12 protein-coding genes are annotated in these 12,957 nt (G+C 67.7%); 11 read left to right on the top strand and 1 reads right to left on the bottom strand.

The features are described 5' to 3' along the window. Positions 1-67 precede the first annotated feature (67 nt). The 6 genes from dapF (at position 68) to BMY35_RS08745 (ending at position 5,649) form a co-directional block, all read left to right on the top strand. Positions 68-943, top strand: a complete 876-nt coding sequence (gene dapF, locus BMY35_RS08770; protein WP_093196980.1) for a diaminopimelate epimerase — start codon at positions 68-70, stop codon at positions 941-943. After that, on the top strand, positions 940-1,644 hold the full coding sequence (locus BMY35_RS08765; RefSeq protein ID WP_093196977.1) for a DUF484 family protein: 705 nt from the start codon (positions 940-942) through the stop codon (positions 1,642-1,644). The genes dapF and BMY35_RS08765 overlap by 4 nt, the downstream gene beginning before the upstream one ends. After that, on the top strand, positions 1,641-2,276 hold the full coding sequence (locus tag BMY35_RS08760) for a YdcF family protein (RefSeq protein ID WP_177213588.1): 636 nt from the start codon (positions 1,641-1,643) through the stop codon (positions 2,274-2,276). The genes BMY35_RS08765 and BMY35_RS08760 overlap by 4 nt, the downstream gene beginning before the upstream one ends. Beyond that, on the top strand, positions 2,260-3,258 hold the full coding sequence (locus BMY35_RS08755) for a tyrosine recombinase XerC (RefSeq protein ID WP_093197251.1): 999 nt from the start codon (positions 2,260-2,262) through the stop codon (positions 3,256-3,258). The genes BMY35_RS08760 and BMY35_RS08755 overlap by 17 nt, the downstream gene beginning before the upstream one ends. Positions 3,259-3,271: 13 nt before the next feature. Continuing rightward, positions 3,272-4,486: a class I SAM-dependent rRNA methyltransferase gene (locus BMY35_RS08750; protein ID WP_093196975.1), complete on the top strand. Its 1,215-nt coding sequence runs from the start codon at positions 3,272-3,274 to the stop codon at positions 4,484-4,486. A 110-nt stretch (positions 4,487-4,596) separates the two neighbouring features. Beyond that, positions 4,597-5,649: a CobW family GTP-binding protein gene (locus BMY35_RS08745; protein ID WP_093196973.1), complete on the top strand. Its 1,053-nt coding sequence runs from the start codon at positions 4,597-4,599 to the stop codon at positions 5,647-5,649. Positions 5,650-5,728: 79 nt separating this feature from the next. On the opposite strand, the gene BMY35_RS08740 is transcribed toward BMY35_RS08745, so the two are convergent. After that, positions 5,729-7,231: a YdgA family protein gene (locus BMY35_RS08740; protein WP_093196971.1), complete on the bottom strand. Its 1,503-nt coding sequence runs from the start codon at positions 7,229-7,231 to the stop codon at positions 5,729-5,731. 510 nt (positions 7,232-7,741) lie between these two features. On the opposite strand from BMY35_RS08740, the gene dksA reads away from it, so the two are divergent. The 5 genes from dksA (at position 7,742) to mraZ (ending at position 12,954) form a co-directional block, all read left to right on the top strand. After that, positions 7,742-8,596, top strand: coding sequence for an RNA polymerase-binding protein DksA (gene dksA / locus BMY35_RS08730; protein WP_256228272.1), 855 nt, complete (start codon positions 7,742-7,744; stop codon positions 8,594-8,596). Positions 8,597-8,644: 48 nt separating this feature from the next. Then, a complete protein-coding gene (locus BMY35_RS08725; RefSeq protein WP_093196964.1) occupies positions 8,645-10,318 on the top strand; it encodes an STAS domain-containing protein in 1,674 nt (557 codons plus the stop codon). A 58-nt stretch (positions 10,319-10,376) separates the two neighbouring features. Then, positions 10,377-10,922 (top strand): ATP-dependent protease subunit HslV, encoded by a 546-nt coding sequence (hslV, locus tag BMY35_RS08720; RefSeq protein WP_007832466.1) that lies wholly within the window; start codon positions 10,377-10,379, stop codon positions 10,920-10,922. 2 nt (positions 10,923-10,924) lie between these two features. Further along, positions 10,925-12,253 carry an ATP-dependent protease ATPase subunit HslU gene (gene hslU / locus BMY35_RS08715; protein ID WP_093196961.1) on the top strand — a complete coding sequence of 443 codons (1,329 nt, stop codon included), beginning with the start codon at positions 10,925-10,927 and terminating at the stop codon, positions 12,251-12,253. A 272-nt stretch (positions 12,254-12,525) separates the two neighbouring features. Beyond that, positions 12,526-12,954: a division/cell wall cluster transcriptional repressor MraZ gene (gene mraZ, locus BMY35_RS08710; protein WP_081270207.1), complete on the top strand. Its 429-nt coding sequence runs from the start codon at positions 12,526-12,528 to the stop codon at positions 12,952-12,954. Positions 12,955-12,957: the final 3 nt, after the last annotated feature.

The raw sequence follows: 12,957 nt of genomic DNA, 5'->3' as shown, positions 1-12,957 counted from the left end.
CCGGCGCCGCAGGGGAGGGCTTGGGCCCATGGTCGCCAGGGGCGATGCCCGTGGCGATAATCCCGGGATGCGAATCCGCTTTACCAAGATGCAGGGAGCCGGCAACGATTTCGTCGTGCTGGACGAAACGCGCGGCACGCTGGGCCTCAGCGCCGCGCAATACCGCTTCCTGGCCGACCGCCACTTCGGCGTCGGCGCAGACCAGATCCTCACGGTGCGGCCTTCGCCTGCCGAAGGCATCGACTTCCAGTACGTGATCCACAACTCCGACGGAGGCGAGGTGGAGCAGTGCGGCAACGGCGCGCGCTGCTTCATGCGCTTCGTCAGCGAACACCACCTGACCGAGAAGAAGCAGGTGCGCGTGCAGACGCTTTCCGGCGTGATCGAACCCCGCATGGGCGGCGACGGCCGCGTGACGGTCGACATGGGCGCCCCCGTCTTCGAACCCGCGCGCGTGCCCTTCGACCCCGCCGGGCTCGACCCGCAGCCCGAAGGCGCCTGGCACAAGTGGCACCTGGCCCTCGGCACCCGCGCCGGCAGCGCTATCGTTTCAGTAGCTGTGCTCTCGATGGGCAACCCGCACGCCGTGCAGGTGGTGGACAACGTCGACACCGCCCCGGTGGCCGAGCAGGGCCCGCAGATCGAGCACCACCCGCGCTTTCCGCAGCGGGTGAATGCCGGATTCATGCAGGTGGTCGACCGTTCCAACATCAGGCTGCGGGTGTTCGAGCGCGGCGCCGGCGAAACGCTGGCCTGCGGCACCGGCGCCTGCGCGGCGGTGGTGGCGGGCATCCGCCTCGGGCTGCTGGAGCGCCGCGTGGACGTGCAGACGCACGGCGGCGTGCTGACGATCGAGTGGCAGGGGGAGGGCCAGCCGGTGCTGATGACCGGGCCGGCCGTCACGGTCTTCGAGGGAGACATCGAGGTGCCGGAGCTGCCATGACCAACTTCACGAGCAACAACAACGACGCCAACGCCATGAACCCGATCACCGAAGACGACATCGCCAACTACCTGGCGAACACGCCCGACTTCTTCGAGCGCCATGCCCAGTTGCTGGCGCAGGTGCAGCTCACCAGCCCGCACGGCAACCGCGCCGTGAGCCTGCAGGAGCGTCAGGCCGAGATGCTGCGCGAGAAGATCAAGGCGCTGGAGCATCGCCTGATGGACATGATGCGCCATGGCACCGAAAACGTCGTGATCGCCGACCGCCTGCAGCGCTGGACCAGCGGCCTTCTCACCACCCGCGAGCCGCGCAGCCTGCCGTACCGGATCGCGGTCGACCTGCAGTCGCTCTTCCTGGTGCCGCAGACGGCCATCAAGGTGTGGGACTGCGGCAGCGAATACCTCAACGAGGCCTACGCCCAGTGGGTGAGCGACGACGTGAAGGCGCTGGCTACCTCGCTGACCTCGCCCTACTGCGGGCTCAATTCGGGCTTCGAGGCCGCCAACTGGCTGCCCGAGCCGCAGGCCGCGATGTCGATCGCGCTGATTCCGCTGCGCCCCGACGCCGAGTCGCCGGCCTTCGGCCTGCTGGTGCTGGCCTCGCCCGACGCGCAGCGCTTCAACGCCGAGATGGGCACCGATTTTCTCGAGCGCATCGCCGAGCTGGCCTCGGGCGCGCTTTCGCGGCTGCGTCCTTGAAACGTCCGCGCTGGTTGCGGCGGCCCTGGGAGGTCGCGCTGGCCTGTGGGTTGGCGGTCGTGGCGCTTGTGTACGCGGCCGTCGGTGCCTTCATTTGGCGTCATTCCGAAGAACTGCTGGCGCACCCGCCGCAGCGGCAGGCCGACGCCGCGCTGGTGCTCGGCAGCCGTGCCTACCTCGACGGCAAGCCGCATCCGTGCCTCACCGGGCGGGTCGATACCGCCCTGGCGCTGGCACGCGCCGGGCTGGTCAGGCAGCTGGCTTTCTCGGGCGGCGTGGATCTGGAGGACAGCCGAATCGAGGCCATCACGATGCAGGAGCACGCCATCGCCTCGGGATTCACCGGGCCGATGGTGCTGGAGCCTGCGTCGACCTCCACCCGGCTGAACCTGTCGTTGTCGCGCCCGCTGCTGCTGGCGGCCGGCGTGCGCAGCGTGGTCATCGTGTCGGAGCCGTTCCACCTGTGGCGCGTCGAGCGGCTGGTGAAGATGAGCGGCTTCGACAAGAGCTTCGACGTGCAGTACGCGGCGGCGCCCACCTCCTGCTGGCAGGCGCTCGGGCCGTTCTCGAAGGGCGCATTGCGCGAGCCGGCGGCCATCATCAACAATGCCGGGCATGGGTATCTCTTCTGACCCGGCTGCATCCGCTCCGTCGACTTCCCCGGACTGGATCGAAAAATACCTGGAGTACGTGCGCGTCGAGCGCCGGCTCGCGGCGCGCACGGTCGAGCTCTACGCCTTCCACCTGCAATCCCTGCGCGAGCATGCCGACGAGGCGAAGCTGCCGCTGGACCGTGTGCAGACCGCCCACGTCCGCCGCTGGATGGCGCAGCTGCACAGCGCCGGGCGCGAGCCGCGCGGCATTGCGCTGGTGCTGTCGTGCTGGCGCAGCTTCTACCGCTGGCTGGGGCACGAAGGGCTGGTCGGCTTCAACCCGGTGCAGGACGTGCACGCACCCAAGGCCGGCCGGCCGCTGCCCAAGGCGCTGGGCGTGGACGACGCGGTGCGGCTTGCCGAGCTCTACGACCCCGAGGCCGATCCGTGGACCGAGGCGCGCGACGGCGCGATCGTCGAGGTGCTCTACGGCTGCGGCCTGCGCGTGAGCGAGCTCACGGGGCTCGACGTGCGGGCGAGCAACACGGCGCGCGGCTGGGTCGATCTCGATGCGATGGAGGCCAGCGTGCTCGGCAAGGGCAGCAAGCGCCGCATCGTGCCGATGGGCGGCAAGGCGGCCGAGGCGCTGCGCGACTGGCTCGCGGTGCGCGACGATTGCCCTGGCCTGACCACGGCCCGGCTGCGCGACCCGCAGGCCGCCGGCGCGCTCTTCATCAGCGCCAAGGGCATGCGGATGTCGTCGCAGGCGGTGTGGAAGCTGCTGCGCGAGCGCAGCCTCAAGGCCGGCCTCGCGGCGCCGGTGCACCCGCACATGCTGCGCCATTCGTTCGCGAGCCACGTGCTGCAGTCGAGCAGCGACCTGCGCGCGGTGCAGGAGCTGCTGGGCCACGCCAACATTGCGACCACGCAGGTCTATACGCGGCTGGATTTCCAGCACCTGGCCAAAGTTTACGACGCGGCGCATCCGCGCGCCAAGGCCCGGGAAGACAAAGACAAGTAAGCAAACACAAAAAATGAAAACCCTTCGCCTCAAACCCGGCAAGGAGCGCTCGCTGCAGCGCCGCCATCCCTGGGTGTTCGAATCCGCCATCGCACGCGGCGGCGCCGATTCCGGCGAGACGGTCCGCGTCGAGTCGCACGACGGCACTTTTCTCGCTTGGGCCGCCTTCAGCCCGCTTTCCAAGATCCGTGCGCGAGCCTGGAGCTTCGTCGAGACGCAGCGTATCGACGCGGCCTTCCTTGCATCGCTGTGCGCTCGTGCCGTGGCTGCGCGTGGCCTGTTCGACCTGCAGAGCGACGGCGTGCGGCTGGTGCATGGCGAGGCCGACGGGCTGCCGGGGCTGATCGTCGACCGCTACGGCGACACGTTGGTGGCGCAGTTCCTCTCGGCCGGCGTGGAGCGCTGGAAGGGCGTGCTGGCCGACGCGCTGCTCAAGGGCACGGGCCTTTCGAAGCTCTACGAGCGCTCCGACGCCAGCGGCCGCGAGCGCGAGGGGCTGAAGCCTGTCACGGGCTGGCTGCGCGGGGAAGGGCCGACCGAGATCGTCATCCGCGAGCACGGTTGGAAGCTCTCGCTCGACATCGCCACCGGCCACAAGACCGGCTTCTACCTCGACCAGCGCGACAGCCGCCAGCGCTTCGCCGAGCTGGCGCAGCACCGGCGCTTCCGGCGCGTGCTCAACTGCTTCTGCTACACGGGCGGGTTCACCGTCGCGGCGCTGGCGGGGCTGAAGGCGGCGGGTGCGCTGCAGGGCGCGCAGCTGGTGTCGGTCGATTCCTCGCTGCCGGCGCTGGAACGGGGGCGCGGGCATCTGGCGCTCAACGGCTTCGAGGGGCAGGGCATCGAGACCGAGTTCCTCGACGCCAACGTCAACACCGTGCTGCGCGAGTTCATCGACCAGGGGCGCACCTTCGATGCCATCGTGCTCGATCCGCCCAAGTTCGCGCCCACGGTGGCGCACGCCGAGCGCGCCTCGCGGGCCTATAAGGACATCAACCGGCTGGCGCTCAAGATCCTGGAGCCGGGCGGCGTGCTGCTGACCTTCTCGTGCTCGGGCGGCATCAGCGCAGACCTGTTCCACAAGATCGTGGCCTCGGCGGGGCTCGACGCGGGCGTGGACGGCTACATCGCCGAACGGCTGGGCGCCGCGCCCGATCATCCGATGACCATCGAATTCCCGGAAGGCGAGTACCTGAAGGGCCTGGTGGTGGTCAGGAAGCCCGCCTGAAGCGGGGCTTGACCCTGCCGCCAACGCAACTCAGTGGCATTGGCTAAACTGCCGGGCCGCGCCTTCCACGGCCCCCATTTCCTGTTTTCCGCTTCCGGAGCACTTTCCCCATGGCCCTCATTCCCGCGACCATCCTCACCGGCTTTCTCGGCTCGGGCAAGACCACGCTGCTCAAACGCATCCTGACCGAGGCCCACGGCCAGAAGATCGCGGTCATCGAGAACGAGTTCGGCGAGGAGAACATCGACAGCGACATCCTCGTGACCGAATCGAAGGAGCAGATCGTGCAGATGAGCAACGGCTGCGTCTGCTGCACCATCCGCGAAGACCTGCGCGAGGCGCTGCAAGTGCTGGCCGCCAAGAAGCGCCAGGGCCTGCTCGATTTCGACCGCGTGGTGATCGAGACCACCGGCCTGGCCGACCCCGGCCCCGTGGCCCAGACTTTCTTCATGGACGACGAGATCGCCGAGAGCTACCTGCTCGACTCGATCCTGACGCTGGTCGACGCCAAGCATGCGCCGCAGCAGCTCAACGACCGCCAGGAAGCGCGCCGCCAGGTGGGCTTTGCCGACCAGATCTTCATCAGCAAGAGCGACCTGGTGTCGGCCGACGAGACCGACGCGCTGATCCATCGCCTGAAGCACATGAACCCGCGCGCGCCGCAGCAGAAGGTGCATTTCGGCGAGGTGCCGCTGAAGGACGTGTTCGACCTGCGCGGCTTCAACCTGAACGCCAAGCTCGACATCGACCCCGACTTCCTGACGGAAGACGACCACGATCATCACGACCATGACCACGCGCATGGCGAGCACTGCGACCATCCATCGCACAAGCACGAGGGCCATGGCCACCATCACCACGTGGACGACGACGTCAAGAGCTTCGTCTACAAGGCCGACCGCGCCTTCGATCCGGCGAAGCTGGAAGACTTCCTGGGCGCGATCGTCAACATCTACGGCCCGCGCATGCTGCGCTACAAGGGCGTGCTGAACATGAAGGGCACCGAGCGCAAGGTGATCTTCCAGGGCGTGCACCAGCTCATGGGCAGCGACCTGGGCCCGGAATGGGGCAAGGACGAGGCGCGCCAGAGCCGCATGGTGTTCATCGGCATCGAGCTGCCGCGCGAGATCCTGGAGCAGGGGCTGGAGCAGTGCCTGGTCTGAGCCCGAGCTGAAGGCTTCCTGAAAAAAACGGCGCTGGCCTCCTGGGGCCAGCGCCGTTTTTCATTGGGGCAGGGCGGCTTTACTTGCCCGCGCCACCCATTCCGCCCAGCGGCTTGCCGTTGACCTTCAGGGCGCCGTCGCTGAACTCGACCTGGGCGGTGACGTCGTCGCCGTCGCGCTTCACGAAGCCGCTTTCCTCGCCCTGTTCGACCAGGCCGGCCACCATTTCAGGCGGAGGCGTCTGGCCGCTCTCGGCGCCGGTCTCGGCCAGTTTCTCGAGCCACTTCATGGGCAGCCGCGCGTGGGCCTTGAGCACGCCGCGCTTCATCATGAGCGCCGTGCCCGGCAGCTGCAGGTCTTCGTCGGTCACGCCGGCCATGCCGGCCGAGTAGCCGAGTTCGGCACGCTTGCCGTCGATCTCGACCAGCAGCTTGTCGATGCCGGCTTCGGGGGAGTACTTGGCCATGGCCTTCAGGTCGGGCGTGAGCTGCTCGACCAGCGCCTGCATGGCCGCCTGGGAGGCCTTGCTGCCGCCCTTGCCGCAGCTGTTGGCGGCGCTGGACTGCATCCAGGCGTCGGCCAGTTTCTTGTAGCCGGCGCCGTGGATGCGGCGCGCGCCGCTGGTCAGCTCGAACTTGTCGATTTTGGTCTCGCCGATCTTGCCGGTGCCCTTGAGGGTGCCGGTGGACATGTAGAGGCCGTCCTTGATGCTCGCGTCGCCCACCAGGTCGATGTTCTGCAGCACGACGGCCGGCAGCGCCTTCGGCGGTTGCGAGCCGTCCTCGGCCGCTTTCTTCTTGACCGTGAACTCCAGGGAATCGAGCCGGCCCTCGCTCTTGCCGGTGGCCAGGAACCAGCCGGAACTGCTGTCCATGTCGGCCTTGGCGACGAGCTTGCCCATCTTCATGGTCACGCCGCTCTTCACGTCGTTGAAGTCGAGGCCGGGCATGCTCAGGTCGTAGCGGGCCTGGGTGCGCGCGGCGTTCACGTTCACGCGGGCCTGCAGGCCCTGCCAGTCGAGGCGACCCTTGCCGTCCTCGGCCAGCTTGGCGGGAGCGACCGTGAAGTCGGTCGTGAAGGCGCCGTCGAAGCCGACCTTGGTGCGGGCCGACAGGGGCTTGGCCTCGCCGAACAGCTTCTTCACCTCGGCCTGCGCCTTGGCGTCGAGCACCAGTTCGCTGTCGATGGTGGCGGCCGCCAGCGTGCCGCCGGCCAGCGGGCCGTGGTGGATGGTGTCGCGGATGGTCAGGCGCAGCTGCTTCGGCGGCTTGATGGCGGGGGTGTCGTCTTCCTCGCCGTCTTCCTTTTCCTCTTCGTCCTGGCCGGCGGTGGGCTGGCTGGCAGCCGGGCTGGCGGCGGCATCGGCCGCGCAGCCGATTTCCAGCGTGACGGTGCTGACGGCGCCCAGGAAGCCGCGTTCGTACTTGCGCTCGGTCACGCGCACCAGCGCGGTCTGCTTCGGCAGCTCGTCAAGCGCGGTGTCGTAGCGGGACTTGATCTGCGAACCGGCCCACCAGGTGCTGCCGCCGTAGGCGACCGCGATGGCCGCGGCCAGGACTCCCAAAACTGCTTTCTTGTTCAAGGCTTGTGCTTTCTTCTGTCTGTCTTGCGATTGATCGGAATGATCGGATAGGCCCCCTGCGCCATATGGACAAGGGCCGGGGCCCGCGCGCCGCCCCCTCCGGCGGCGCCGGGCGATGCTAACGGAGTCGGACGGCACACCGGAACATGTCCCGCGCCGTCGAGTTCTCTATACAATCGCGCGCCTGTTTCGCAAGCCACGTCCTGCTCCCAAGGACAAGATGTGACTTCCGGCACGGGGCGCCATACGTTTCTGGCGGGCTTTCGGGGGTATAACCCCGGGGTTCGCCACTTGGCGGGCACCCCGACAACGGGGCCTGTGCGGTCTGAAAGCCGCAAGGGGCCTCATGGGAGGAGACACCCAGTGAAAGCGCGTTCCAGTTCGTCCAAGGAGCCAGTCACCGTGAAGAAACCCGCCGCCAAGGCTACGCCAGCAACCAAGCCCGCCGTCAAGAAGGCGACGGCTGCGAAGCAGGCTGTACCTGCGGCCAGGAAGGTTTCCGGTTCCGCGATCAAGGAGAAAAGCGCGCCATCCAAAAAGCCCGCAGCACCACCGGCCAAGGCCGCGACCGCTGCGACAAAGAAGTCCGCCAAGCCTGCAACTGCCGCCACCAAGACCGCGGGCGCGGGCTCATCGTCATCCAAACCCGTCGGCCGCCCTGCTGCCGTTCCTTCTGTCCCCCCGATCCCCATGAAAAAAACGGCTGCCGCCTCCACTTCCGCCCCGGCGACACCCTCGATGCCCGCTCAAACCGCCACGCCCGCACCCGCCGCGCGTGGTGGCCGCGTGTCCCGGCTGTCGCAACTGACCGTCCCCTCGATGCCGCAGTCGGTGGCATCGACGGCCGCCAAGTCCACTTTCTCGCAAAGCCACTCCAACGCGCTGGTGCCTCCGCCGCCCCTCGCCATCAAGAAAGATCCGAAACTGGCCAACAACTGGAAAACCAAGTCGCCCGCAGAACTGAGCGATGCCGAAGTCATCGCCATGCCGGACGACGAGTACATGAACGAAAAGCAGATGGCGTTCTTCCGCCTGAAGCTCGAGGAGCTCAAGCGCGGCATCCTGGAGAACGCCGGCGAGACCACCGAGCACCTGCGTGAAGACACGGTGGTCGTGCCCGATCCGGCCGACCGCGCCACCATCGAGGAAGAGCACGCCCTCGAGCTGCGTACCCGCGACCGCGAGCGCAAGCTGCTCAAGAAGATCGAGCAGTCGATCCAGCGCATCGACGCCGGCGACTACGGCTACTGCGACGAAACCGGCGAACCCATCGGCGTCGGCCGCCTGCTGGCCCGCCCGACCGCGACGCTGTCGCTCGAGGCGCAGCAGCGCCGCGAGCTCAAGCAGAAGATGTTCGGGGATTGAAACAAAGCAAGGTAGATAAAAGCCAGCCTCTTCGATAGCCTCCCCCGAATGCCAAAGGAAGAATCGGGCCGCCTTCTGTCCAAGGTGGCCAAGTTTGTCCGCAATCCCCTGAAGGATTGGTCGGAGCTGGATGCCCCTGCGTCCGCTTCGCCCTCGGATTCGTCGCTGCCCGCGCAGACCTACAGCCGGGAGATGCTCAAGGAGATGATCGAGCGGCGCCAGCGCAACGATTTCGTGCGCCGGCGCGAGTTCGACATGCTGCGCAAGCTGCGCCAGCGTGAAGCCGCGGCGCATGCCTTCGAGGCGACGGTCACGCCGTCCTCGTTCAACATCAACAGCTCCTCCGAAAGGTCGGAGGGCCGCGCACTCACGCTCAAGAAGATCGACGAGATCGAGCAGCAGATGTCGCAGCAGTGGTGGAAGGGGCGGGGGCCGAACGGCGAAGCGCTCGTCAATCCGCCGCCCGACGCCGGCGCGGAAACCCTGCCGCCGGTGCACACCGACGAATTGCTCTCCGAGCCCGCGGAGGCCCTGCCCGCCGCGGCGGTGACCCCGAGCGGCGGCGCCGCTCCGGCCGTGGCCGAAGGCGTGCCGCTGCTGTCGTCGCGCCTTGCGCACGACGGCGCGCTCGAGGAGGCGGTGATCCGCTTCGCGCACGGCGACGACACGGGTGCCGAGGCGATCCTGCTGCAGGCCCTGGCTTCCTCCGAAGGCGCGTCGATTCCCGATGGCGGGCACGATGCAGCCGCCGAGCGCGACGACAGCCGCTGGCGAGCCCTGTTCGACCTGTACCGCGCGACCGGCGATGCCGCCAAGTTCGCCGCCGCGCGCATGCGCTATGCGCAGCGCATGCGGCGCATGGGGCCCGACTGGGTCTCGCTCGAAGAGCTGGCCCGCAGCGTCAAGGCCGTCACCGCCAGCGAGGAGGCTGCCGGAGCCGCCGCCGATGGTGCCAGCGCCCATGCAGACTGGACTTGCCCCACGCGCCTGGGGCGCGAGGGCCTGATGGACCTGACGCGTGCGCTGTCGAAGGCCGGCTCGGTCTGGACGCTCGACTGGCGCGGCCTGCATGCCGTCGAGCCCGAGGCCGCCGCGCCGCTGCGCGTGCTGTTCACCCACTGGGCCGATTCGCCGGTGCAGCTTCGCTTCATGGGCTCGGCCCAACTGCTGGCCGTACTGTCCGAGGCCGCGCCCAACAACGAGCGCGGCACCGACGAGGTCTGGTGGCAGCTGCACCTCGCGGCGCTGCGCATGATGCACCTGCCGGACGACTTCGAGCTGGTGGCGCTCAACTACTGCATCACCTACGAGGTGTCGCCGCCCGCCTGGCAGGACCCGAAGGGCGAATGCACCTCGCTGGCCGCGCCGCCCGCGAGCCGGCCCAGCTCGGTGTGGTCGCTGCTGTCGGTCGGCGGCGATTCGGAGAGTTTTCCCTCCACCGACAGCGGCTTTGCCGCGCTGGCGGGCGACCTGCGGGGCGAGTCGCTGTCGAACTGGCAGCGGCTGGACCACGATCTGCGCCACACCACGGCGCCCGTCATCTCGTGCGCCGCGCTGCTGCGCATGGACCTCGCGGCGGCGGGCACGCTGCTGAGCTGGGTGCGCACGCGCGATGCCAACGGCGAGCGCGTGCAGTTCGTCGATGCGCACCGGCTCATCGCGGCGCTGTTCAACCTGGTAGGCATTGCCGATCACGCGACCGTAGCAGTTAGAAAAAACTAAGGGCCCGGCCGGCCCTCGCGCGGGTTGCATTGCTTTTGGCCACCCCCAGATGGCTGCGATGGAACAGTTTCACGGCACCACCATCGTGAGCGTGCGCCGCAAGACCCCCCAAGGCGACCAGGTCGCCATCGGCGGGGACGGGCAGGTCACTCTCGGCAACATCGTCATCAAAGGCACGGCGCGCAAGGTGCGCCGCCTCTATCACGGCAAGGTGCTTGCCGGCTTCGCGGGCGCCACGGCGGACGCCTTCACGCTCTTCGAGCGCTTCGAGGCCAAGCTCGAGAAGCACCAGGGGCACCTGACCCGCGCAGCGGTCGAGCTCACCAAGGACTGGCGCACCGACCGCGTGCTGCGCAAGCTCGAGGCCATGCTCGCCGTGGCCGACGCCACCACTTCCCTCATCATCACCGGCAACGGCGACGTTCTGGAGCCCGAGGACGGCGTGATCGCCATCGGATCGGGCGGCGCCTATGCCCAGTCGGCGGCCAAGGCGCTGATCGAGAACACCGAGCTCTCGGCCGAGCAGATCGTGCGCAAATCGCTGGCGATCGCCGGAGAAATCTGCATTTACACGAACATGAACCACACGGTGGAAGCGCTCTGACCATGTCCATGACCCCCCAGGAGATCGTCTCCGAGCTCGACAACCACATCGTCGGCCAGCCGGCCGCCAAGCGCGCCGTGGCCATCGCCCTGCGCAACCGCTGGCGCCGCCAGCAGGTCGACGACAAGCTGCGCCACGAGATCACGCCCAAGAACATCCTCATGATCGGCCCCACGGGCGTGGGCAAGACCGAGATCGCCCGCCGCCTCGCGCGCCTGGCCGACGCGCCCTTCATCAAGGTCGAGGCCACCAAGTTCACCGAGGTGGGCTACGTGGGCAAGGACGTCGATTCGATCATCCGCGACCTGGCCGAGATCGCCGTCAAGCAGACCCGCGAGGCCGAGAGCGTGAAGGTGCGCGCGCGTGCCGAAGATGCTGCCGAGGAGCGCATCCTCGACGTGCTGCTGCCCGCGGCGCGCGGCGCCGACGGCACCGCTGCCGCGACCGACTCCAGCAACGCCACCCGCCAGGCCTTCCGCAAGAAGCTGCGCGAGCACCAGCTCGACGACAAGGAGATCGAGCTCGACCTCGCCGAGGCCCGTGCTCCGCTCGAGATCATGGGCCCCGCCGGCATGGAGGAAATGACCGAGCAGCTGCGCGGCATGTTCGGCCAGCTCGGCGGCGGCAAGCGCAAGACGCGCAAGCTCAAGATCGCCGAGGCGCTGCGCCTTCTGACAGACGAGGAAGCCGCCAAGCTGGTCAACGAGGACGAGATCCGCACACAGGCGATCGCCAATGCCGAGCAGAACGGCATCGTCTTCATCGACGAGATCGACAAGGTCGCCACCCGCAGCGAAGCCCAGGGCTCCGACGTGTCGCGCCAGGGCGTGCAGCGCGACCTGCTGCCGCTGGTGGAGGGCACGGCCGTCAGCACCAAGTACGGCGTGGTGCGCACCGACCACATGCTGTTCATCGCGAGCGGCGCCTTCCACCTGAGCAAGCCCAGCGACCTCATTCCCGAGCTGCAAGGGCGCTTTCCGATCCGCGTGGAGCTGCAGTCGCTTTCGGTGGCGGACTTCGAGAGCATCCTCACGCAGACCCGTGCTTCGCTCGTGAAGCAGTACCAGGCGCTGCTCGCCACCGAGGGCGTGACGCTCGAATTCACTCCAGAAGGCGTGAACCGGCTGGCCACCATCGCCTTCGAGGTGAACGAGCGCACCGAGAACATCGGCGCGCGCCGCCTGTCGACCGTGATGGAGCGCCTGCTGGATGAGGTAAGCTTCGACGCGACCCGCCTCGAAGGGCAATCGATCCGCATCGATGCCGCCTATGTCGACCAGCGCCTTGCGGCACTAAGTCACGACGAAGACCTTTCGCGCTTCATCCTCTGAAGCCGCTTCTCCTTCCCCCTGTAACGGGGGAATCCTTCACGCATCACTTTCACTGCGTGAGCTAAGTACTTCATTTTCAACGAAATTCGCCGATTCCAAGGATTTGGAATCGACGCTAAGTCGTTGATTCCATTACAAAAAATAGCCCAAACGGCCAGTTGCTTCCGAAGTGTTTCCTGCTACAGTGCAAAAAAGTGCAGTTAAGTGGGAAAAAGTGCGAGTAGTGCCTCTTTCGGGTGCTGCAGCACTCCCAACACAGGGGTTTCGTGGTCGTGTTTCAAGGCGCTTCATCGCTCAGTCTGGATGCCAAGGGGCGGCTCTCCGTGCCGACCCGGCATCGTGACGTCCTGAGCGCGACGGCAGGCGGCCAGCTCACGATCACCAAGCATCCGCACGGATGCCTGATGGTGTTCCCCCGTCCCGAATGGGAGAAATTCCGCGAGCGCATCGCCGCGCTGCCGATGTCGGCGCAGTGGTGGAAGCGCGTCTTCCTGGGCAACGCCATGGACGTCGAGATGGACGGCACCGGCCGCATCCTCGTGTCGCCCGAACTGCGCGCGGCCACCGGCATCACGCGCGAGACGCTGCTGCTGGGCATGGGCAACCACTTCGAACTCTGGGACAAGGCCACCTACGAGGCCAAGGAGGCCGAGGCCACCCAGGGCGAGATGCCGGACGTATTCCAGGACTTCGCGTTCTGAGGG

Source organism: Variovorax sp. YR750, assembly GCF_900109805.1.
Taxonomy (GTDB): Bacteria; Pseudomonadota; Gammaproteobacteria; order Burkholderiales; family Burkholderiaceae_C; genus Variovorax; species Variovorax gossypii.
Note: the sequence above shows the minus strand (reverse complement) of the source record. Positions and strands in the feature narration are given on the sequence as shown.

Bases quoted from the DNA above. Each gene is read 5' to 3' on its own strand.
- dapF (WP_093196980.1), top strand. From the start codon at position 68: ATGCGAATCCGCTTTACCAAGATGCAGGGAGCCGGCAACGATTTCGTC.
- BMY35_RS08765 (WP_093196977.1), top strand. From the start codon at position 940: ATGACCAACTTCACGAGCAACAACAACGACGCCAACGCCATGAACCCG.
- BMY35_RS08755 (WP_093197251.1), top strand. From the start codon at position 2,260: ATGGGTATCTCTTCTGACCCGGCTGCATCCGCTCCGTCGACTTCCCCG.
- BMY35_RS08750 (WP_093196975.1), top strand. From the start codon at position 3,272: ATGAAAACCCTTCGCCTCAAACCCGGCAAGGAGCGCTCGCTGCAGCGC.
- BMY35_RS08745 (WP_093196973.1), top strand. From the start codon at position 4,597: ATGGCCCTCATTCCCGCGACCATCCTCACCGGCTTTCTCGGCTCGGGC.
- BMY35_RS08725 (WP_093196964.1), top strand. From the start codon at position 8,645: ATGCCAAAGGAAGAATCGGGCCGCCTTCTGTCCAAGGTGGCCAAGTTT.
- hslV (WP_007832466.1), top strand. From the start codon at position 10,377: ATGGAACAGTTTCACGGCACCACCATCGTGAGCGTGCGCCGCAAGACC.
- hslU (WP_093196961.1), top strand. From the start codon at position 10,925: ATGTCCATGACCCCCCAGGAGATCGTCTCCGAGCTCGACAACCACATC.